The organism is Amycolatopsis sp. NPDC104587, from assembly GCF_055583645.1.
In genome coordinates this window covers 80,956-100,864 of sequence record NZ_JBVJNO010000011.1, presented here as the reverse complement: position 1 = coordinate 100,864, position 19,909 = coordinate 80,956, and the positions used below count along the sequence as shown (strand labels likewise).

The following is a 19,909-nucleotide window of genomic DNA, read 5'->3' as shown; positions in this document are numbered from 1 at the left end:
CCGGTCAGCAGCTGATGCTGCCCTTGCGCAGCGCGTGGCCGCCGTCGTTGCTGTCGTCGGACCAGTACACCGGCTTGCTGCCCCCGGCGCACTCGCTCGCCGGCGCCACCGAGAAGCCCTCGTTGTTGTAGTCGCCCATGCCGCTCGGCCGGTCGTAGACGGCGGTGGTCGTGAAGGCGCCGGCGGAGCCGATCTTCAGCGTGCGGTGCCGGCCGTGGCAGGTGTCGTCGCAGACGGCCCACAAGCGCGACGCCTGCGGCTCCCACTGCAGCTCCATGACCCCGCTCATCCCGCTGGTGAAGGAAGCGACACGGGTGAACGCGCCGGAGTCCTGCAGGACGTAGCCGTGGATCATGCCGGTGCCTTCGACCCCGACGAAGAACACCCCGCCGGCGTGCGCGCCGTAGTGCGCGGGGTCGTAGGCCGCGCCGGTCGAGGCGTCGGCGAACCCGGCGGCGGTCAGGGTGGTGTCGGGCACCCAGGTGATGCCCTCGAAACCGAGGTTCGCGCCCACCGGCGGCAGGTCGGCGGTCAGGTTCCACTCCCGCGTGGCGGTCAGCGTCGAGCCGGTCCCGCCGACGTCGTAGCGCAGCACCGACGTGCGGCTGCTGCCGGAGCCGTTGCGCTCACTGGCGACGTAAACGCCGGTGCCGGTGACGGTCACGCCTTCGCTGTCGGGAGTGCCGGAGCCGCCGGGGAAGCGCAGCGCCTTGCCGGACGTCCAGCCGGACGCCGTGTCGGGCTTCCAGCCGCCGGAGCCGTTGGGTAGCAGGCGCCACAGCTTCCCGGAGTTCTGCGCGGCCCACAGCACACCGCCGTCCTGGAAGAGGCCGCTGAGGTCCTCGCCGAAGACGTTGGCGGCGTCCGCCGTGGTCACCGAGCTGCCGCCCGGCCAGGCCGTGGGCGCCGCACTGCAGCTGTTCGGGCCGCCGAGGGTGACGGCGGCCGGGGCGAAGGAGCCGGTCGCGTCGGGGCAGCGTGACCACGACGGGTCGGAGTGCTTGCTCCAGGCGAAGCCGTCGACGAGGGTGCGGCCGTCGGCCTGGAAGAGGCGGGCCTGGTCCTCGGAGCCGAGCCCGAAGGCGTTGTGGACGTCGAAGGCCCGGAACCCACCGGCGGCGAGGGTGGTCCCGGCGGGGATCGTGAACTTCGAGCTGTCCTTGTCGTCCTTGAGAACCCACCCGGAGACGTCGACGGCGACGGCGCCGGGGTTGACGAGCTCGATGGAGTCGTCGACGGCGCCGGTGGTCACGACCTCGTTGATCCGGACGGTCCCGGCCGCGTCGGCGGGGCCCGCGAGGGTGACGGCGGCCAGCACCGGCCCGGCGATGAGGCAGAAGGCCCGGCGGCGCGCACGTGATGAGATCAAGGAGTCCGTCCTCGGAGGGTCGTGGGGGACACGGCCCTCCGAGGCTTCCGGCCCGGGCCGAACGGCGGCGCTCGCGGAGATGGGTTCCCCCTGAACTCCGGCCGAACTCCGGTGGTGGACCCGCGTGGCTCCCTACGGAATCCCCTGAATGGCCAGCCCCACTCCGAACCCGAGCAACAACACACCGGTGCTGTACTCGATCCCCGACCGCACCTTCGGCCGCCGCAGCACCGCGCCGATGCGGTCCACCGTGAAGACGTACAAGCTGAACCACGTCAAGTACAACGCCGCGAACACGCCGCAGTACGTCAGCGCCTTACCCAGCACCGGCCCGTCGGTCGGCAGGAACTGCGGCAGGAACGTCAGGAAGAACACCGCCAGCTTCGGGTTCAGCGCGTTGGTCAAGAACCCCTTCCGCAGGCAGCGCAACGGCTTCCGGTCGGTCGGCTCGCCCGTCGGCTGGCTGGTCGCCGCGCGGCGGGCGATGCGGACCGTCTGGACGCCCATCCACACCAGGTAGATCGCGCCGACCACCTTCAGGACCGTGAACGCCACCGGGGACGCCACCAGGATCGCCGTCAGGCCGAGGGACGCCGCCGCGGCGTGGACCGACAGGCCCGTCGCCCCGCCCAGCGTCGTCATGAAGCCCGACCCCTTGCCGCGGACCAGGGCCTGGCGGGTGATGAGCGCCTGGTCCGGGCCCGGGATGATGATGATGACCAGCGCGGCCGCGATGAAGACCCACATGGTCACGCCGCCCTGTCCGCGGGAACGGTCGTCCGGACGACCGCCGCCAGTGCGCGCAGGACCACCGCCGGGTTCTGCCGGAAGTAGAAGTGGTCGCCGGCGAACTGCCGCACCGTGATCGGCTCCGTCACGTGGTCGCGCCACGCGCGCAGCTCGTCCTCGCCGATCGAGTCGTCCCGGCCGCCGAACACCGTCAGCGGCACCGGCAACGGCGCCTCGGGACGCCACCGGTAGGTCTCCAGCACCTGGTAGTCGGCGCGCAGGTACCGGGCGACCATCGTCTTCAGCTCCGGGTCGGTGAGGATCTCGCCGGGCAGGCCGCCGTGGCGGCGGCCCACCTCCGCGACCAGCTCGTCGTCGGGCAGGCCGTGCACCGGCGGCTCGGTCCGCTTCGTCGACGGCGCCGGGAAACCGGAGACGACCAGGCGGTCCGGCAGCCGGCGCCCGGTGCGCCGCAGCTCGCGGGTGACCTCGTAGGCCACCAGCGCGCCGAGGCTGTGCCCGAACACCGAGTACGGCGCGGTCGTCGGCATGACGTCGACCACCGCCGCCACCAGCCCGTCCATGGTGGACAGCACCGGCTCGGACAGCCGCGACCCGCGCCCGGGCAGCTGGACGGCGCTGAGCTCGACCCCGGTCAGCTGGCGCGACCACCGGACGAACTCCGCGGCCGACCCGCCGCCGTGCGGGAAGCAGAACAGCTGGGGCCGCCCGGGCCGCGCCTGGCCCCGGACGAACCACCGGCCGGTGGCGCGTGGTTTCACGGTCGTTCGCCTCCCACCGCTTCGACGGTCACCAGGTGCTCGACGACCGCGTCGATCGTCGGGTTGCTCAGCACCTCGATCGGCTGCACGGTCCGGCCGAGCACCACCGACAGGTCGGCGACGAGCACCAGCGTCATCGCCGAGTCGACCCCGAGCGACTCCCACGGCGCGCCCGGGTCGACCTCCTCCGGGCCGATGTCGAGGACGTCGGCGACGAACGTCGTCAGCCACGCCCGCAGGTCCTCCTCGTGCGCGTTCACGCCACGACCTCCGCAACGTCGGGAAGCAGCTCGGAGGCGCCGAGGATCTGCTCCAGGTAACCGTCGAGGAGTTCGACGGTCGGGTACTCCAGCACGGTGGCGACGGCGACCGTGGTGCCGAACGCCGAGGAGATGGTGGCGACGAGCCGGGCCGCGAGCAGCGAGTCGCCGCCGGCTTCCAGGAAGTCGTCACCGAGGTCGGCGTGGCTCAGGCCGAGCACCGTGCACCAGATCTCGACGAGCTTGCGCTGCCGCTCGGTGCGCGGCGGCTTGGCGGGCCGCCCGGCCGCCGACGCCCGGCCGCGCGCCTTGGCCAGCGTCGCGCGGTCGACCTTGCCGGTGCTGGTCAGCGGGAGCTCGTCGATGGCGTGGATCGTGCTGGGCACCATGTGCTTCGGCAGGTGCAGCCCCAGGAACGACCGCAGCCGCTCGCCGTCGAACCGGCTGCTCTCGTCCGGCGCGCGCCCGGCGATCACGTCGAAGCCGACCGACGCCATGCCACTGCCCTCGGGCGTCAGCACGGCCGAGTCCGCGAACCCGGCTTCGGCCAGCTCGGAGCGCCAGGTGGCCGCGTCCAGCAGCGGGTGCGCCGAACGCAGGTCCGTGTCCTCGTAGCCGTCGAAACCCTGCTGCAGCCCCATCGTCAGGTCGAACCAGTCGTGGAACGCGGTCTGCTCGACCAGCAGCAGCATCCCGCCCGGCGCGAGCACCGACCGCAGGTTGCGCACGGCCCGCCGGATCAGCTTGGCGTCGTGCAGCATGCTGCCCGCGATGACCAGGTCGAACGCCCGGCCGTCGAACCCCTGGATGTCGGCGGGCTTGTCGACGTCGAAGAGGTCGAAGCCGATGTTCGGGTAGTCCGCGTACTGCTCCCGCGCCCGCTCGGTGAAGTAGGTCGAGATGTCGGTGAAGGTGTACTCGGCGTGCTCCGGCAGCTCCGGCACGACGTGCTTGGTCAGCGTGCCGTAGCCCGCGCCGACCTCCAGGATCCGCAGCGGCTTGTCCTCGGGCCACGCCGCGGTGACACGCCGGATCGCTTCGGTCGCGGCCAGGTGCACCGGGCCGAAGAGGTGCTCGTACACCGCGGGTGTGCGGTCGTTCGCGTACAGCTCGGCGGAGTGCATGCTCTGGGTGAGCACGCCCTCGACGTTCGCCGCGATGGTCATCAGCCAGTCGGTGAGGTCGGCGGGGACCCCGAGCTTGTCGCCGAGCACGCGGTGCGTGGCGGCGACCAGCTCGTCCGGGATGGCCGTCGGCAGGGCGCCCGGCAGCATGCCCCGCTCGGTCAGGTTCGCCGAGGCGCGGTGCAGCCATCTCTCGTACCGCGCGGCCACCCCGCCCGAGCGCAGCAGCGCCGGGACGTCGACCTCGCCGGTCACGCCGAGCGAGGTCAGGGCCATCGCCGCGGCGTGGGCGTAGACGTTGTTGAGCTGCGTCCAGGCCGCGGCCAGCTCGGTGGCCGACGGGCCGGGGGCGGGCAGCGCGCCGTCGCACAGCGCGCGCCACGTCCGCTCCGACTCGGCCGGGTCGACGGTTTCCCTGCTGTACAAGGACTCCGGCCCGTCCACGGCGTCGCGGCCGGGGATGACGTAACCGACCAGCCGCGCGCCGGCGCCGTCGTCTTCGGCCTTGACGGCGACCGCGCGGTCGACCCCGGCGTGCTGCGCGAGCACGGCCTCGATCTCGCCGAGCTCGATCCGGTGCCCGCGGATCTTGACCTGCCCGTCCCGGCGGCCGAGGAACTCGATGATGCCGCCGGGCAGGTACCGGCCGTAGTCGCCGGTGCGGTAGAGCCGGACGCCGGTGACCGGGTGGCGCAGGAAGCCGGCGTCGGTCTTGGCCGGGTCGCGCCAGTACCCGCGGGCCAGGCCGGCGCCCTCGATGTACAGCTCGCCCGGCACCCAGTCCGGGCAGGGCCGCAGGCCGCCGTCGAGCACGTGGAACCGCTGGTTCCGCAGCGGGACGCCGTAGGGGATGCTGCGCGTGCCTTCGGGCACCTCGTCGACCTGGTGGTAGTTGGACCAGATCGACGCCTCGGTCGCGCCGCCCATGCTGATCACGGTGGCGTCCGGCCAGAGTTCGTGGATGCGGCCGGGCAGGTCGACCGGGATCCAGTCGCCGCTCAGCATCACCAGGCGCAGGCCCTCGGGGACGTCGCCGACGGCCTCGATGTGGTCGACGAGCATCTGCATCTGCGCCGGCACCGAGTTCCACACGGTCACGCCGTGCTCGCTCATCAGCTCGGCCCAGTGCGCGGGCTCGCTCGTCTGGTCCGGGTCGGGCAGCACGAGCGCAGCGCCGGTGCCGAGCGCGCCGAACAGGTCGTACACGGAGAGGTCGAAGCTCAGCTCGGCCAGCCCGAAGACCCGGTCGCCGGCGGTCACGCCGAACCGCTCGGTGATGTCGGCGACGGTGTTCAGCGCCGACCGGTGCTCGATCATCACGCCCTTGGGCCGTCCGGTCGAGCCGGACGTGAACAGCACGTAGGCCAGGTCGGACGGTTCGGCGGTGCTCGACGGCGGGGCGTCGGGCGCGGTGAGCCGGTCGATCGGCACCAGCGTGGTCGCGCAGCCGGTCCAGTCGAGCTGGTCGGCCAGCCGGGACGTCGTGACGACCGTCGACGCCTGGCCGTCGGTGAGGATCCCGTTGCGCCGCTGCGCGGGCAGCCCGGCGCCGGCCGGGAGATAAGCCGCGCCGGCGAGCAGGACGCCGTACGCGGCCGCGACCTGGTCGGCGCCCTTGTCCAGGCTGATGCCGACCAGCCGGTCGCGCACCGGGGAGCCGTCACCCGAGCGGAGGATGGCGTCGGCCACCGCGCCGGCCCGGCCGGCGAGCTCGCCGTAGGTGACGGTGCCGGCGCTGGTGATGACGGCGGGGGAGTCCGGGTGCTCGGCGGCCGCGGCCAGGAACGGCTCGTGCAGCAGGCCGTCGGGCAGCGGGCCCGCGGTGCGGTTCACCTCGTCGCGCTCGGTGAGCTGGTACTGCGGCGGGCTGACCCGCAGTTCGCCCTCCCAGCAGGCGCTTTCGGCGGCGAGCCGCTCCACCAGGCCGGTGTAGGCGGCGAACATGTCGTCGAGCAGGGTGCCCGGGAACAGCTCCTCGACGACGTCCCACGTCAGGTCGAGCGAGCCGGTGAAGTCGACGACCTGGTGGTCGAACCACACCTGCGGGGTCTGGCTGATCCGGTAGGTGATGTCGCCGAAGAAGTCCCGCGGGCCGGTGACGTCGGCGACCGTGCCCAGGCCGCTGGTGAACACGACCGGCATGGTGCCGAACGCGGTGTCCAGCCCGAGCCGGCGGCGTTCGCGCAACGTGTGCAGCGCGCTGACGTGCCGGTGGCGCAGGTCCTGCTGGAGCTGGCGCTGGGTCCGGCGCACGCGCTCCTCGAACGTGCCCTCGGCGGTGTCGACCTCCAGCAGGCAGATCGAGGTGAAGTCGCCGACCACCCGGCGCAGGTGCGGGTGCAGGATCCGGTGGCCTTCGCCGTCTTCGGCGAGCAGCAGTGGGAGCCGGTTGAACAGGGTCAGGTTGAGCGTGAACTTCAGCGTCCCGCTCCACGCGGCGAGGACCTCGGAGAAGGCGGTCGCCAGCACGGTCGTCGGGGTCAGCCCCTTCGCCTCGGACCGGTCGCGCAGGCGCTTCCAGGCGTCCGGGTCGAGCTGGAACTCGCGGTGGGTGAACCGCGGCTTGTGCACCGAGACCGGCGACGCGGCCAGCGGCAGGTCCGGCGGCGGCGCGAGCGTCGCGGCGCGGGACGTCCAGTACTCCAGCGCCCGCTGGGTGCGTGGGGAGTCGGCGTTGCGTTCGAGCGCGAGCACGTAGTCGCGGAAGGAGACGTCGATCGGCGGGAGCTCGTGCGCCGGGTTCTCGCACAGCAGCTGCCATTCGCTGAACAGCACCGTGACGCTGGCCAGGTCGACCATCAGCAGGTCGAGGCTGATGTGCAGGCGGTCGGCGTCGGACAGGCGGGTGATACGCACGTCGAACAGCGGCCACTGCGACGCGTCGTACACGCGGTGCGACATCGCCGACCGGATCTCTTCGAGCTTGCCCTCGACCTCGCCGGCCGGCGCGTCCCGCAGGTCGACGACGTCGATCACGAACTCGGGCGTTTCGGGCAGCACGCGCTGGCTGCCGTCGGTGCCGACGACCGCCCGCAGCATGGGATGCCGGGCGATGAGGCGGTTCCACGCAGTGGTCAGCGCGCCGGGGTCGAGCCGGCGGCCTTCGAGCTCGAAGTAGGCGTGCGGCGCGACGTTGCCCAGCACGAAGTTCGGACCGCGGCCGACCCAGTACGCGTACTGGATTTCGGTCAGCGGAAAGGGGCTGTCGCCGTTAACCTCGGCGGGTTCGCTCGGTTGTTGCGCGGCCATCCGGATCGCGTTCCTCTCCGTCTCCGACACAGGTCACTGCAGGCCAGCATGCTGTGTCCAACCAGTGGGACGCACCTCCGGGCGTGCTATCGGGCTGAGCACCTCCGAAGATGACATTTCCCTGCCACCACGGTGTTCTTGAGCCATGCGCGCATCGCAAGGGGCCCGGTACCTGATCTTCGACCGGCTCGACGAGCGGACCCTGCGGTTCCGTCCCGGGGTGAAGTGGGGCGCGCCCGCGCCGGACGTGCTCCCCGCGTCCATCGCGGACATGGACTTCCCGGTGGCGGAGCAGGTTTTGGCTTCCCTGCGCGGTTATCTCGACCTCGGTGACCTCGGGTATCCTAATTGGACGGACAACGCGAGCCCGTTGCGCGAGGCCTTCGCGCAGCGGATGTCCGCCCGGTACGGCTGGTTTCCCGCTCCCGAGCACGTCCGCGAGTTCACCGACGTGACGCACGCCGTGCGGACGGCGCTGGAGCTGAGCACCCGGCCCGGCGACGGCGTCGCGATCCACACCCCGGCGTTCGGGCCGTTCCCGGCGATGATCCGGCAGCTGGGCCTGCGCCTGGTGCCGATCCCGATGCTCGACACCCCGCGCGGCTGGGGGTTCGACGCCGACGACTTCGCCCGGCGCGCCGCCGCTGAGGGGTGCCGGGTGCTGATCCTGGTCAACCCGCACAACCCGACCGGGCGCGTGTTCACCCGGGCCGAGCTGACCGCGCTCGGCGAGGTCGCCGAACGCCACGACCTGACGGTGGTTTCGGACGACCTGCACGCCGACCTCACCTACGCGCCCCACCGGCACCTGCCGTTCGCATCGCTCGATCCGGCGCTCGAAGCCCGGACCGTGACGCTCTACGGCGCGAGCAAGGCGTACAACCTCGCCGGCATGCGCTGCGCGGTCGGGCACGTGGGACCGGTGGCGCTGCGGGAAAAGCTCGCCGCGCTGCCGGCCGGGCCGAACGTCAACGTGCTCGGCATGCGTGCGAGCCTCGCCGCCTGGACCGAGGCCTCCGACTGGCTGGACACCGTGGTCGGCTACCTCGACGACAACCGGCGGCTGATCGGCGACCTGCTCGCCGAACGGCTGCCGGAGGTCCGCTACCACCAGCCCGAAGCGACCTACCTGGCTTGGCTGGACTGCCGGGCCCTCACCGGCTGCGGCGCCGACCCGGCCGGCTACTTCCTCGAGCGGGCCCGGGTCGAGCTGGCCGCCGGCACCAAGTACAACCCCGGCGGTGACGGCTTCGTGCGGCTCAACTTCGGCACCGCGACCCCGGTGCTGCGCGCGATCCTCGACCGGATGACCGAGTCCGTCGCGGTGCCGCGACGGCTGGCGAGCTGAAGGGAACCGGCATGGCAGACCGACCGCTCGGCCAGTACTGCGGCCTGGCGCGGGCATTCGAGATCATCGGTTCGCGGTGGTCGGTGCTCGTCGTCCGGGACCTGCTCCTGGGCCCGAAGCTGTTCGCCGAGCTGCACGAGACGCTGCCCCGGGCGTCCGCGGAGATCCTGGCCCGCCGGCTGGCCGACCTCGTCGAGGCCGGCGTGGTCCGGCTCGGCGCGTCCGGCGCCTACGAGCTGACCGGCTACGGCCGCGCGCTGGAGCCGGTCCTGCTGGAGCTCGGCCTCTGGGGCGCGCGCTCGCTCGGCGACCCGAGCCCGGGCGACCTCTACTCGATCGACATCGCGATCCTCGCGTTGCGCTCGACGTTCCGGCCGGACCGCGCCCGCGGCGTCCGGGCGAGCTTCGAGGTGCGCTTCGGCGGCCTGGTCGTCGGCGCCCGCGTCGACGACGGTGTGCTTACCGTCGAGGAAGGCCCGCTGCCCGGCGCCGACCTCGTCATCGAGTCACCGCTGCTCAAGCACCTGATGGCCGGCGAACTGAGCCCGACCGACGCGTTGTGGCTCGGCCTGGTCGAGGCGAAGGGTGATCCGAGCATGATCACGACCTTCGTCCGGCTGTTCCCCATTCCCGCGGCTCCCGAAAGGATTGTCTCGTGATCGAGGACTGGAACGGCATCGAAGACCCGCGCCGCGTCGCGGAGAGGATGCTCGAGGGCTTCGCCGACCTCCCGGTGCTCGACTGCGGCCCGATCGCCGACGGCCGCGGCCGGCTGCGCGCGATCTACGGCATGACCACCACGGAGTCCAGCTTCAAGTCGATCCTCGGGTTCGGGATCCTGCTGCTCGCCTACGAAGCCGGGCTGCTGAAGCCCGGCCAGACGGTGATCGAGTCGACGTCGGGCTCGCTCGGCGTGAGCCTCGCGCTGGCCGGCAAGATCCTCGGCAACCCGATCGAGCTCGTCACCGACCCGAACATCCCGGCGGTCACCCGGCGCAAGATCGAGCTGCTCGGCGCCAAGCTCCACATCGTCAGCGGCCCGCACCCGACCGGCGGCACGCAGCAGTCCCGCGTGGAGCTCCTGGAGGCGCTGCTGGCGGAGCGGCCCCGCATGCACTGGACGAACCAGAACAACTCCGACCTCAACCCGGCGGTGTACCGCCGCTGGCTGGTCCCGAGCGTCGAGCCCAAGCTCGACCTGGACTGGATCGACGCGGCGATCTTCGTGGTCGGCACCGGCGGCCACTTCGTCGGCCTCTCGGAAATGCTGCGCGCCAAGGGAATCCCGTGTTACGTGGCGGACCGCGTGGGCTCGGCGACGTTCGGCCTGGAGCCCGGCCCGAGCGTCCTGCGCGGCATCGGCAACATGAACTGCGTGCCCGAGGTGATCGGCTCCAACATGCACCTGGTCGAGGACGTGTACTACTCGACGGACGAGGAAGCGGCGGAGGGTGTGCGCGAGCTGGCGGGCCGCGGTGTCTACGCGGGCGGCACGTCGGGAATCGCGCTGCAGGGCGCGAGGAAACTGGTGGAGGCGACGGGAGCGCGCAACATCCTGACGTTTTTCCCGGACCGCGGAGATCTGTATGGCGACCAGTTCCTCGGCGCGTCGCCGGTGACCGAGCTGGTGAAGGTCGCCGCTTAGAGCCGCGCGGCGGCGGCCCGGATCTCCTCGTCCTCGGTGAACGTGCGCCAGCCGCCGCACCACGCGATCCGGCGCGGGAAACCGAGGATCGCGTTCTTGAGCGCCGGGGCCGGGCCCGTCGCGGCGAGGTGGCGCAGTGCCGCGACGCGGACCGGGAGGCAGTCACCCCGGCCCAGCGGATCGGCGAACTCCCTCAGGATCGCCGCCGGCACCTCCGGGTCGCCGGTGACCCGCCGCAGGGCGTGGGCGGCCTCGACCCGTGTCCAGTCGTCTTCGGCCTGGGTCAGCTCGGCGAGCCGGCCGGCGGAGGCGACCGCGTCCGGACCGAGGTCCGCGACCAGCGTGATGACCTGGTGCTGCGGGCTCGCGGTGAGGTGGCGGGTCAGCGCGTCGAGCCCGAGGTCCGGATCCGCGCCGGTGCGCCACAACGCCCAGGCCGCGACGGGCTCCGATGTCCTGCGCCGCAACGCTTTCGCGGCTTCCGCCGCAGCGGGACCGACGGCGCCGAGCACCCGGGCGGCGTGGGCGAGGAGCGTCTCGTCGTCCAGCAGCTCGACGACGACCGGGAGCGCGGGCGCGGCCTTCGGGCCCCACGCCGCGAGGACCTCGCACAGGACGGCGGCGAGCGCGCGGTCGCGACGGAGCCGTTCGACGAGCGGCGGGAGCAGGGCGTCGGCGTGGCGGTGCAGGGGGATCAGCACTTCGTGGATGCCGGGCTGCGGCAGCCATCGCGAGTCGCGGCCGGTGAACGCGGACATCGTCGCGAAGCCGAGCCGGTCACCGGAAAGCCGTTCCACGAGCCCGGGCGCACATCGTCGATCGTCCTGCCGGGCGAGGGCCCACACCGCGGCGTCGCCGACCGTGGTGTGCGTCCGGGAGTCGCGTCGCGCCGGGTCGGTGGTGAGCCCGGCCAGCCGGTCGGCGTGCGGGTTCGCCTCGCTGCCCAGACAAGCGAGCAGGGCGGCCGCCCGGTAGCGGACTTCAGGCGCATCGTCGTCGAGCTGCCGGGCGAGGAACGGCAGCAGCGGCGGGCCGGCGGAGCGCCACTCGGCGAGCACGTGCTGGGCGTGGTCCAGCGCGGCGACCCGGTGTCCGCCGCTCGTTCCGAGAGCGAAGGCCGTGGCGGCGTCCTGGTCGTCCATCAGCAGGTCACCCGTGGTGCGGACGAGCGTTCCGCCGAGCCACGCCGACTCCCGCCACAGCGCCGCGTCGGGGTGGGTGGTGGCCCGCACCAGCAGACCGGTGTGCCGGGACGCGACGGTGGGGTCGGTCCGGGCGAGCGCGTGCACGGCGGCCAGCCGGAGCTGGAGGTCGCCGTTGTCCAGGAGCGCGGTCAGCTCGGCGTGCGCCGACGCGTCCGCCGTGGCTCCGAGCGCCAGCACGACGTCGCACCGGGTCACGCGGTCCGTCTCGACGGCCAGGCGGCGGCGCAGCGCCGCGACCGAATCGGCGTGCCGGACGCCGTTCCCGGCCAGGAGTGCCGCCTCCCGGCGGACCCGCGGATCCGGATCACCGAGCAGCGCGAGCAACCGCGGCCGGACGGCGTCCAGGGCGGACGGCCACGCGGGGTCGACGAACCGGGGCGCCACGATGTGCGCGTCGTGAGCCAGCGCGCCGATCAGCTGCACCACCTCGTGCCGGTGGTGCGTGGCTCCGCCGGCGGCGAGGTCGGCCAGGTGCGGCAAGGCGGCCGGCGCGGCCGAGCTGACCCAGCCACCTTGGTGGCGGAGCCGGTCGGACAACACGGAGAGCGCGTCTCCGGCCGTTTCGGCGTCGGTGTTCGCGCACCCGCGCAGCAGGTCCGGGACGTCGGCCGCGCTGCCGAAGTGGTGTTCGAGCCCGGCCCAGTCGGGTGACGGTGACATCCCCGCATTGTCCCGGAGCGGCCGCCCGGTAATTCGGTACGCCCCTTCCGCCGGACCGTCTACATTCGGCGACATGGCCGTCGAGGGGTTCGTCCACGAGGGGTTCGCCGCCGTCGAGGGGGCGTTCGCGGCCAACCTGGCCGACGGGACGGATCTCGGCGCCGCGCTGTGCGTGACCGTCGAGGGGGAGACCGTCGTCGACCTCTGGGGTGGCTTTGCCGACGCCGCCGGGGCGCGGTTGTGGGAGCGCGACACCATCGTCAACGTCTACTCGACCACCAAGACCGTCACCGCGCTGACCGCGTTGCTGCTCGCCGACCGCGGTGAGCTCGACCTCGACGCGGCCGTGGCCCGCTACTGGCCCGAGTTCGCCGCGAACGGCAAGGAACACGTCACGGTCAGCCACGTCCTGAGCCACTCCGCCGGCCTGCCCGGCTGGCGGCAGCCGATGCGCACCGAGGACCTCTACGACTGGGAAAAGGCCACCTCGCTGCTGGCCGCCCAGGAGCTCGACTGGGAACCCGGCACCGCGTGCGGCTACCACGCGCTGACCCAGGGCTACCTCGTCGGCGAGGTCGTGCGGCGCGTCACCGGGCGCTCGCTGGGCGCCGTCCTCCGCGACGAGATCACCGGGCCGCTGGGGGCCGACTTCCACATCGGGCTGCCGGCGTCCGAGGAGCCGCGCGTCGCCGAGCTGGTGCCGCCGCCGGACGGGCCGCCGCCCGAGCTCGCCGGCACCGAGCTGCAGAGACGGGTGGGCGGCAACCCGGGCCCCGAGGTCGCCGAGGTCAACTCCCGCGCCTGGCGCGCCGCCGAGATCCCGGCCGGGGGCGGCACCGGCAACGCCCGGTCCGTCGCGCTGGTGCACACCATGCTCGCCAACGGCGGAGTCGCCGACGGCCGCCGCTTCCTGTCCGAGGCCGGCTGCCGGCGCGCCCTCGACGTGCAGGTCTCCGGACGCGACCTCGTCCTCGGCATGCCGCTGCGGTTCGGCCTGGGCTTCGCCGTCGGCGACCAGGTGATGCCCAACCCGCACACCCTGTACTGGGGCGGGTACGGCGGTTCGCTCACCATCGTCGACCTCGACGCGCGAACCACGTTTTGCTACGTCATGAACCGGATGTCCGGCACGGTCGGCGACCTGCGGGGCGTCGGCCTCGCGATGGTCATGTGGGAAGCCATGGGAATCCTGTGACAGCACCAGAAGTCCGCACGACGACCGGCGACGACCTCGAGGTCTTCGTCGACACCTTCCACGCCGCTTTGGGGCGGTTCCCCGAAAAGCCGGCCGACGGCACCGGGGTCTGGTGGTCCGCGCTCGAGATGGACCGCAACCTGCTCGCCCTGACCGCCGACGGCCGGCCCGTCGGCACCGCCGGCGCGTACTCCTTCGAGCTCACGCTGCCCGGCGAAGTGGTCGCCCCCGCCGCCGGCGTGACCGCGGTCGGCGTCCTGCCCTCGCACCGGCGCCGCGGGGTGCTCAGCGCGATGATGCGGCACCAGCTCACCGAGCTGCGGGCGCGCGGGGAGTTCCTCGCCGTGCTGCTGGCGTCGGAAGCCCTGATCTACCGCCGGTTCGGGTACGGCCCGGCGACCGCCACCTCGCGGCTGACGGTCCCGCGGCACAAGGCCGCTTTCGCGATCCCGCGGGCGGGCGAGACGGCGGACCCCGGTTCGATCGAGCTGCTGCCGCGGGACAAATGTGTAGACGTCCTGGAAGAGGTCTACGACCGCTACCGCCGCGGCCGGCCCGGCGCGCTGTCCCGGCCGCACCGCTGGTGGGCCACCGGCGCGGGGAAACCCCCGATCGCCCCGGCGTCGCGGTACGTCGCCGTCCACCGGGACGCCGACGGCGTGGCGGACGGCTACGCCACCTACTCACTCGAGTCCACCACGCTGGTCGTCGACGAGACCATCACGGCCGACCCCGCCGTCGCCACGGCCCTGGCCCGGTTCGTCCTCGGCCACGACCTGGTCACCGAGGTCGTCCTGAAGCACCGCCCGCCCGGCGACCCGCTGCGCTGGCAGCTCGCGGACTTCCGCGCCGGCCAGGTCACCGACGACACCGACTGGCTCTGGGTCCGGCTGCTGGACGTCCCCCGGGCGCTGACCACGCGCGGCTGGTTCGCCGACGGCGAGCTGGTCCTCGAGGTGGACGACCCGTTCGGCGGCGAGCACGGCCGCCACCTGCTGACCGTCCGGGACGGCAAGGCCGAGTGCGTCCCGACCCGCCGGGATGCCGATCTGTCCCTGGACGTCAGCGACCTGGGCTCGCTTTACCTCGGCGGAACCGCCCCGAGCACGCTGGTGCGCGCCGGTCACATCCGCGCCCACCACCCGGACGCGGCCGCCCTCGCCGACCGGCTCTTCCGCGTCGAGCGCGCTCCGCACTGCGTGCACTGGTTCTGACCGGGCCGGTCACCGCATCCTCGGATCGTGCGAAGGGTCGGCGTACATCGGCGGGCAGCCGTGCTCGACGGCTTCGGGCCGCAGCTCGTAGTGCCACGGCTCGTTACGGTAAATCTGGCACAGCCCGTACCGAGCGCCGTGCTGGGCAAGCCAGGCCCGGGCCTCCGCGGGCCCGATGTCGACAGCCTGCCCCGACACGTGCGCGGACCGGTCCGGGGTGGTCACCCACCGCGCCGCCGCCTCCTCCGAGCCGTACTTCGCGACCGCGTCACGGCGCAGGCGCTCCTGGTACCGCGGGGAGCGCCAGCCGCCGTTGACGCGGAACCCGACGCCGACCCGGGCCGCGTCGGCCGCCGCTCGGCGCAGGGCCGCGAGCAGGCCGGGCTCGAGGTTGGCCACGGCCGGGACCGCGTCGTCGAAGACGGTCGTGCCGGCGGGGAGGGCGCCCTCCGCCGTGCCGAGCAGGGTTCGTGCCGGTTCGCTGGAGACCATGGCTCCAGGCAAGACACCACGGGGTTGCCGGCCCGTATGCGGTTTCGGATACGCCGGCGATATGCCCCGGTCTCGTAGCATCGGAAGCATGCGCGTGCTGATCGTCGAGGACGAGCCCCACCTGGCGGAGGCCATCCGCGACGGCCTGCGCCTGGAGGCGATCGCCGCCGACATCGCCGGGGACGGCGACACCGCGCTGGAGCTGCTGAGCGTCAACACCTACGACCTCGCCGTCCTCGACCGGGACATCCCGGGCCCGTCGGGGGACGAGGTCGCCAAGCGCATCGTCACCTCCGGCAGCGGCATGCCGATCCTCATGCTCACCGCCGCCGACCGGCTCGACGACAAGGCGTCCGGCTTCGAGCTGGGCGCCGACGACTACCTGACGAAGCCGTTCGCGCTCCAGGAGCTCGTGCTCCGGCTCCGGGCGCTGGACCGCCGGCGCGCCCACAACCGGCCGCCGGTGCGGGAGATCGCGGGCCTGCGGCTCGATCCGTTCCGCCGTGAGGTCTACCGAGACGGCCGGTACGTGGCGCTCACCCGGAAGCAGTTCGCCGTGCTCGAAGTGCTCGTCGCCGCCGAGGGCGGGGTCATCAGCGCCGAGGAGCTCCTCGAACGGGCGTGGGACGAGAACGCCGACCCGTTCACCAACGCCGTGCGCATCACGGTTTCGGCCCTGCGCAAGCGCCTCGGCGAACCGTGGGTCATCACCACGGTGCCGGGCGTCGGCTACCGCATCGACACCCCGCCGGAGGGCGAAGACCGTGGATAGGGCGCCCGGGATGAGCGTTCGGCTCAAGCTCACCCTCAGCTACGCCGGGATCGTCATGGTCTCGGGCACCTTGCTGCTCGCCGCCGTGACGGTGTTCCTGCTGGGCTACCAGCGGCTGGCCCAGGAGACCATGGGCGTGGTGATCGCGCCCCCGGGCCGGTTCCTCCTGCGCGCCTTCGCGCCGTCGGCCGCCGCGGTGATGGTGTTCCTGCTGGTGTTCGGCCTGGCGGGCGGCTGGGTGCTCGCCGGCCGGATGCTCGCGCCGTTGACCCGCATCACGCAGGCCACCCGCATGGCCACCAGCGGGTCGCTGTCCCACCGCGTCCGGCTCGCGGGCCGCAAGGACGAGTTCCGCGAGCTCGCCGACGCCTTCGACGCCATGCTCGCCCGGCTCGAAGCGCACGTCGCCGGGCAGCAGCGGTTCGCGGCCAACGCGTCCCACGAGCTGCGGACCCCGCTGGCGATCACGCAGACCCTGCTCGACGTCGCCCGCACCGACCCGGACCGCGACCGCGCCGACCTCGACGACCGCCTCCGCGCCGCCAACGCCCGGGCCATCGAGCTCACCGAAGCCCTGCTCCTGCTCAGCCGCGCCGACCAACGGTCGTTCCACGGCGAGGACGTCGACCTGTCGCTGATCGCGGAAGAGGCCGCCGAGACGCTCCTGCCGCTGGCGGAGAAGCACGGCGTCACCATCGAAACGTCCGGCGACCTGACCTCCAGCATCGGCTCGCCGGTGCTCTTGCTGCAGCTGACGACGAACCTGCTGCACAACGCGATCGTCCACAACCTGCCGGACAACGGCTCCGTGCAGATCGACACGGCCGTCCGGTCCGGGTTTGTCATGCTCACGGTGGAGAACACCGGCGAGAAGCTCAGCCCCCAGCTGGTCTCGACGCTGACCGAGCCGTTCCAGCGCGGCACCGAGCGCATCCGCAGCGGCGACCACGCGGGGGTCGGCCTCGGCCTGGCCATCGTCCGGAGCATCACCCGGGCCCACGACGGAATCCTGAACCTGACCCCCCGGCCGGCCGGCGGGCTCCGGGTGACGGTGCAGCTCCCGGTGCTGACCTCACCCACCGCCCTCTGACGGTCAGGTGACGGGGAAGTCGAAGTACGTGTCCGGATAGGGCTCGTCCTTGAGCGTGTAGTGCCACCACTCGTGGTCGTACCGCGCGAACCCGCAGGCCTCCATGACGGCGCAGAGGTCGCGCCGGTTCTGCGTTGCGACCGGCGTGATCCCCGCGGCCCCGTGGTGGGAGACCGGATCCATCAGGTCGTGTCCGCCACCCATGGCCGCGAGCTCACCGGTGGCCAGGAGGCACAGCGTCAGGTCGACGGTGCTGCCCCGGCTGTGGCCCGACCGGGCGGCGACGTAGCCCTTCTCGAACATCTCGGACCGGCGGATGTTCGGGTAGTGCCGCGCTTTCGTCCGCCCGTCCTCCGGCTCCTTCGACCACTGCCGGAACCGGTCGACGGCGCGCTGCGGGCGGTAGCCGTCCCACAGCACCAGGCCGAAGCCGAGGGATTCGGCCTTCTCCTGCGCCGTTTCGAGTGCCGCGCACAACGCCCGCGTGCCGACGATCCGGTTGGCCAGGTAACCGTCGACCGGTCGACCGGTGAAGTTGTCCGAGGTGGCGTACTTGGCGTCCCACCGCACGCCGGGCACGAGCTCGTCCACGGGGACGAAGTCGTCCTTCATCGGAGTTTTCCGTTCAAGGCCAACGAAACGAGCCGGTCGACGACGTCTCCGAGGGACAGCCCGGCGGCGGCCATCATCCGCGGGTAACGGCTGTAGGAAGTAAGCCCGGGCAGGGTGTTGACCTCGTTGAGCACCACCGAGCCGTCTTCGGTGAGGAACATGTCGACCCGGGCGATCCCGCGGCAGCCCAGGGCCTGGTAGATGGCCTTCGCCGTCTCCTGGACGAGCGCACGCGTCTCGGCCGGGACGTCGGCGGGCACGATCGCCACCGAGTTGTCGGACCCGGTTTCGGGCGTGCTTTCCTGGTGGATCCGGAAGAACCCGTGGGACAGCGCGATCCGGTCCACCTCACCGACGACCAGGTCCGTGTCGTTCCCCAGGATCGCGCAGCCCACTTCGCTGCCGGCAACGGCGGCTTCGACCAGCACCTTCGAGTCGTACTGCCGCGCGGTTTCCACCGCGCCGGGCAGGTCTTCCTGCTGCGTCACCTTGCTGACCCCGAAGGACGACCCCGACCGGGCCGGCTTGACAAAAACGGGGTAGGTGAGCGAATCGGGGTCGAGCTTCTCGTCCGCCGCGACGATCCAGAAGTCCGGCGTCGCGATCCCCGCGGCGCGGGCGATGGTGTAGGCGAGCGACTTGTCCATGCACAGCGCGGAACTCCGGATGTCGCAGCCGATGTACGGGATGCCGGAAAGCTCCAGCAGGCCCTGCGTGGCGCCGTCTTCCCCGAGCTTGCCGTGGAGCACGGGGAACACGACGTCCAGCCTGATCGTCTCGCAACGGCCGTCCTCCAGGACGAGCAGCCCGCGCACCCCGCGGTCCGGGACCAGCACGGCAGGCCGGGAGCCGTCGAACTCGGGCCCGGCACAAAGCCGGTGGGCGCCGCTTTCGGTGATCCCGATCCAGACCGGCTCGTACTTCCCGGTGTCGAGGTTCTTCGCGACCTCCCGGGCGGACTTGAGGGAGATGGGGTGCTCCTCGGAGACGCCCCCGAACAGAATTCCGATCTTCACCCTGGTCATGCTTTCCCGCTTTCGAAGTTCAGGCAGTTGACGATGGAGTTTTCGACGGTGTCGCTCAGCGCGTGGTCGGTGTAGTAGGCCGTGTGCGGGCTGATCAGCACGTTCGGCAGTTCCTGTAGCCGCAGCAGTGTGTTGCTTTCCAGGGTTTTGCCCCGGCAGTCGGCGTAGAAGATTCCCTCTTCGCCTTCGACGACGTCCAGCGCGGCACCGCCCAGCCGTCCGCTTTCCAGCGCCGAAAGGAGGGCTTCGGTGTCCAGAAGCGGACCGCGTCCGGTGTTGACGACAAACGCGCCGGGCTTCATCCGCTCGATGCGCCGGCGGTCGAGGAGGTGGTGCGTGTCCGCGGTGAGCGGCGTGTGCAGCGTGACGATGTCGCTCTGCCGCACCAGCTCGTCGAGCGGGACGAGCCCGGCCGCGGGCCGCAGGTCGTGTGCCAGGAGCCGGCAGCCGAACCCCCGCAGCCGCTCCATGACGGCGGCGCCGATGCGGCCGGTCCCGACCACCCCGACGGTCAGGTCACGCAGTTCCTTCCCGCGCACGTCGTGCAGCCGGTAGTCGTGCACGTCGGCCCGCCGGACGACGGATTTCGCGTGGCGCAAGGACATCAGCATGAGCATCACGGTGTAGTCGGCCACGCTGTCCGGCGAATAGGCGACGTTCCCGACGGTGATCCCGACGCTTTCCGCGTACTCGACGTCGATGTGGTCGAACCCGATGCTCCTGGTCGAGATGTATTCGACACCGGCCCGGCTGAGGGCGAGCAGCGTCGAGTTCCCGACCGGGGTCTTGTGCCCGACACTGACACACCGATGCCCGAAGGCCAGCCCGGCGGTGGTCTCGGACAGGGCCGCCTCGGTGACGGCGGGGATCACGCCGAGGCGAGGCGCGAGCTCCCGGAACAGCGCGGCCTCATCCGGCCCGCACCCGAAAACGGCGATCCCGGTGTCGGACCGCCTGGAGGTGACCACGCGGCCGCGTTGTGCTGCATCGCTGTGAGGCATGCGCCCCAGTCAAGGCAGCCCGCTGTTGCCGGCCCGTATGCGGTTTTGGATACACGGACGATAGGTCCTCTCGATCACCCGCGCGGGTGATCTTCGGGTGTGTTGTCAAATTTCCGCACGCCGTCCCGGTTTGGCAC

Annotated in this window: 17 protein-coding genes; 7 read left to right on the top strand and 10 right to left on the bottom strand. The window is 72.2% G+C overall.

The annotated features are described in order from the left end of the window. Positions 1-4 precede the first annotated feature (4 nt). The 5 genes from ACZ61C_RS31595 to ACZ61C_RS31575 form a co-directional block, all read right to left on the bottom strand. Complete coding sequence (locus ACZ61C_RS31595; protein ID WP_465311511.1) at positions 5-1,369, bottom strand: lamin tail domain-containing protein; 1,365 nt, start codon at positions 1,367-1,369, stop codon at positions 5-7. A gap of 132 nt (positions 1,370-1,501) precedes the next feature. Next, positions 1,502-2,116 (bottom strand): LysE family translocator, encoded by a 615-nt coding sequence (locus ACZ61C_RS31590; protein ID WP_465311751.1) that lies wholly within the window; start codon positions 2,114-2,116, stop codon positions 1,502-1,504. Positions 2,117-2,118: 2 nt separating this feature from the next. Beyond that, positions 2,119-2,880, bottom strand: coding sequence for a thioesterase II family protein (locus ACZ61C_RS31585; protein ID WP_465311510.1), 762 nt, complete (start codon positions 2,878-2,880; stop codon positions 2,119-2,121). Beyond that, entirely contained in the window at positions 2,877-3,140 is a 264-nt protein-coding gene (locus tag ACZ61C_RS31580) for an acyl carrier protein (RefSeq protein ID WP_465311509.1), read from the bottom strand. Before ACZ61C_RS31580 ends, ACZ61C_RS31585 begins: the two co-directional genes overlap by 4 nt. Beyond that, positions 3,137-7,513, bottom strand: a complete 4,377-nt coding sequence (locus tag ACZ61C_RS31575; protein WP_465311508.1) for a non-ribosomal peptide synthetase — start codon at positions 7,511-7,513, stop codon at positions 3,137-3,139. The genes ACZ61C_RS31580 and ACZ61C_RS31575 overlap by 4 nt, the downstream gene beginning before the upstream one ends. 145 nt (positions 7,514-7,658) lie before the next feature. Between ACZ61C_RS31575 and ACZ61C_RS31570 the strand changes: the two genes are divergently transcribed. From ACZ61C_RS31570 to ACZ61C_RS31560, 3 genes are read left to right on the top strand one after another with little or no spacing between them, the layout of a single operon-like run. Next, a complete protein-coding gene (locus tag ACZ61C_RS31570) occupies positions 7,659-8,861 on the top strand; it encodes a MalY/PatB family protein (RefSeq protein ID WP_465311507.1) in 1,203 nt (400 codons plus the stop codon). An 11-nt stretch (positions 8,862-8,872) separates the two neighbouring features. After that, a complete protein-coding gene (locus ACZ61C_RS31565; protein ID WP_465311506.1) occupies positions 8,873-9,520 on the top strand; it encodes a winged helix-turn-helix transcriptional regulator in 648 nt (215 codons plus the stop codon). Then, positions 9,517-10,506: a PLP-dependent cysteine synthase family protein gene (locus ACZ61C_RS31560; protein ID WP_465311505.1), complete on the top strand. Its 990-nt coding sequence runs from the start codon at positions 9,517-9,519 to the stop codon at positions 10,504-10,506. Before ACZ61C_RS31565 ends, ACZ61C_RS31560 begins: the two co-directional genes overlap by 4 nt. Here the strand turns inward: ACZ61C_RS31560 and ACZ61C_RS31555 are convergent. Next, positions 10,503-12,371: a HEAT repeat domain-containing protein gene (locus ACZ61C_RS31555; RefSeq protein ID WP_465311504.1), complete on the bottom strand. Its 1,869-nt coding sequence runs from the start codon at positions 12,369-12,371 to the stop codon at positions 10,503-10,505. The genes ACZ61C_RS31560 and ACZ61C_RS31555 overlap by 4 nt on opposite strands. A 73-nt stretch (positions 12,372-12,444) precedes the next feature. Here ACZ61C_RS31555 and ACZ61C_RS31550 point away from each other — a divergent pair, with 73 nt between their 5' ends. Both ACZ61C_RS31550 and ACZ61C_RS31545 read left to right on the top strand, forming a co-directional pair. Continuing rightward, complete coding sequence (locus ACZ61C_RS31550) at positions 12,445-13,566, top strand: serine hydrolase domain-containing protein (protein WP_465311503.1); 1,122 nt, start codon at positions 12,445-12,447, stop codon at positions 13,564-13,566. Further along, positions 13,563-14,780, top strand: coding sequence for a GNAT family N-acetyltransferase (locus ACZ61C_RS31545; RefSeq protein WP_465311502.1), 1,218 nt, complete (start codon positions 13,563-13,565; stop codon positions 14,778-14,780). The genes ACZ61C_RS31550 and ACZ61C_RS31545 overlap by 4 nt, the downstream gene beginning before the upstream one ends. Before the next feature lie 9 nt (positions 14,781-14,789). Here ACZ61C_RS31545 and ACZ61C_RS31540 read toward each other — a convergent pair whose 3' ends face one another. After that, positions 14,790-15,272 (bottom strand): M15 family metallopeptidase, encoded by a 483-nt coding sequence (locus ACZ61C_RS31540; protein ID WP_465311501.1) that lies wholly within the window; start codon positions 15,270-15,272, stop codon positions 14,790-14,792. An 88-nt stretch (positions 15,273-15,360) separates the two neighbouring features. Here ACZ61C_RS31540 and ACZ61C_RS31535 point away from each other — a divergent pair, with 88 nt between their 5' ends. Together ACZ61C_RS31535 and ACZ61C_RS31530 are read left to right on the top strand one after the other, a co-directional pair. After that, complete coding sequence (locus tag ACZ61C_RS31535) at positions 15,361-16,044, top strand: response regulator transcription factor (RefSeq protein ID WP_465311500.1); 684 nt, start codon at positions 15,361-15,363, stop codon at positions 16,042-16,044. A gap of 10 nt (positions 16,045-16,054) precedes the next feature. Continuing rightward, complete coding sequence (locus tag ACZ61C_RS31530; RefSeq protein WP_465311499.1) at positions 16,055-17,134, top strand: sensor histidine kinase; 1,080 nt, start codon at positions 16,055-16,057, stop codon at positions 17,132-17,134. 3 nt (positions 17,135-17,137) lie between these two features. Here the strand turns inward: ACZ61C_RS31530 and vanX are convergent, their stop codons facing one another. From vanX to ACZ61C_RS31515, 3 genes are read right to left on the bottom strand one after another with little or no spacing between them, the layout of a single operon-like run. Next, complete coding sequence (gene vanX / locus ACZ61C_RS31525) at positions 17,138-17,746, bottom strand: D-Ala-D-Ala dipeptidase VanX (RefSeq protein WP_465311498.1); 609 nt, start codon at positions 17,744-17,746, stop codon at positions 17,138-17,140. Beyond that, on the bottom strand, positions 17,743-18,771 hold the full coding sequence (gene vanA / locus ACZ61C_RS31520) for a D-alanine--(R)-lactate ligase (RefSeq protein WP_465311497.1): 1,029 nt from the start codon (positions 18,769-18,771) through the stop codon (positions 17,743-17,745). The genes vanX and vanA overlap by 4 nt, the downstream gene beginning before the upstream one ends. Next, positions 18,768-19,772: a D-isomer specific 2-hydroxyacid dehydrogenase family protein gene (locus ACZ61C_RS31515; protein ID WP_465311496.1), complete on the bottom strand. Its 1,005-nt coding sequence runs from the start codon at positions 19,770-19,772 to the stop codon at positions 18,768-18,770. The genes vanA and ACZ61C_RS31515 overlap by 4 nt, the downstream gene beginning before the upstream one ends. Positions 19,773-19,909 lie beyond the last annotated feature (137 nt).

What these genes read in the sequence shown, in the direction of transcription:
- ACZ61C_RS31590 (WP_465311751.1), bottom strand. Translation starts at nt 2,116, where the DNA reads ATGTGGGTCTTCATCGCGGCCGCGCTGGTCATCATCATCATCCCGGGC.
- ACZ61C_RS31575 (WP_465311508.1), bottom strand. Translation starts at nt 7,513, where the DNA reads ATGGCCGCGCAACAACCGAGCGAACCCGCCGAGGTTAACGGCGACAGC.
- ACZ61C_RS31570 (WP_465311507.1), top strand. Translation starts at nt 7,659, where the DNA reads ATGCGCGCATCGCAAGGGGCCCGGTACCTGATCTTCGACCGGCTCGAC.
- ACZ61C_RS31565 (WP_465311506.1), top strand. Translation starts at nt 8,873, where the DNA reads ATGGCAGACCGACCGCTCGGCCAGTACTGCGGCCTGGCGCGGGCATTC.
- ACZ61C_RS31555 (WP_465311504.1), bottom strand. Translation starts at nt 12,371, where the DNA reads ATGTCACCGTCACCCGACTGGGCCGGGCTCGAACACCACTTCGGCAGC.
- ACZ61C_RS31550 (WP_465311503.1), top strand. Translation starts at nt 12,445, where the DNA reads ATGGCCGTCGAGGGGTTCGTCCACGAGGGGTTCGCCGCCGTCGAGGGG.
- ACZ61C_RS31540 (WP_465311501.1), bottom strand. Translation starts at nt 15,272, where the DNA reads ATGGTCTCCAGCGAACCGGCACGAACCCTGCTCGGCACGGCGGAGGGC.
- ACZ61C_RS31535 (WP_465311500.1), top strand. Translation starts at nt 15,361, where the DNA reads ATGCGCGTGCTGATCGTCGAGGACGAGCCCCACCTGGCGGAGGCCATC.
- ACZ61C_RS31530 (WP_465311499.1), top strand. Translation starts at nt 16,055, where the DNA reads ATGAGCGTTCGGCTCAAGCTCACCCTCAGCTACGCCGGGATCGTCATG.
- vanX (WP_465311498.1), bottom strand. Translation starts at nt 17,746, where the DNA reads ATGAAGGACGACTTCGTCCCCGTGGACGAGCTCGTGCCCGGCGTGCGG.
- vanA (WP_465311497.1), bottom strand. Translation starts at nt 18,771, where the DNA reads ATGACCAGGGTGAAGATCGGAATTCTGTTCGGGGGCGTCTCCGAGGAG.
- ACZ61C_RS31515 (WP_465311496.1), bottom strand. Translation starts at nt 19,772, where the DNA reads ATGCCTCACAGCGATGCAGCACAACGCGGCCGCGTGGTCACCTCCAGG.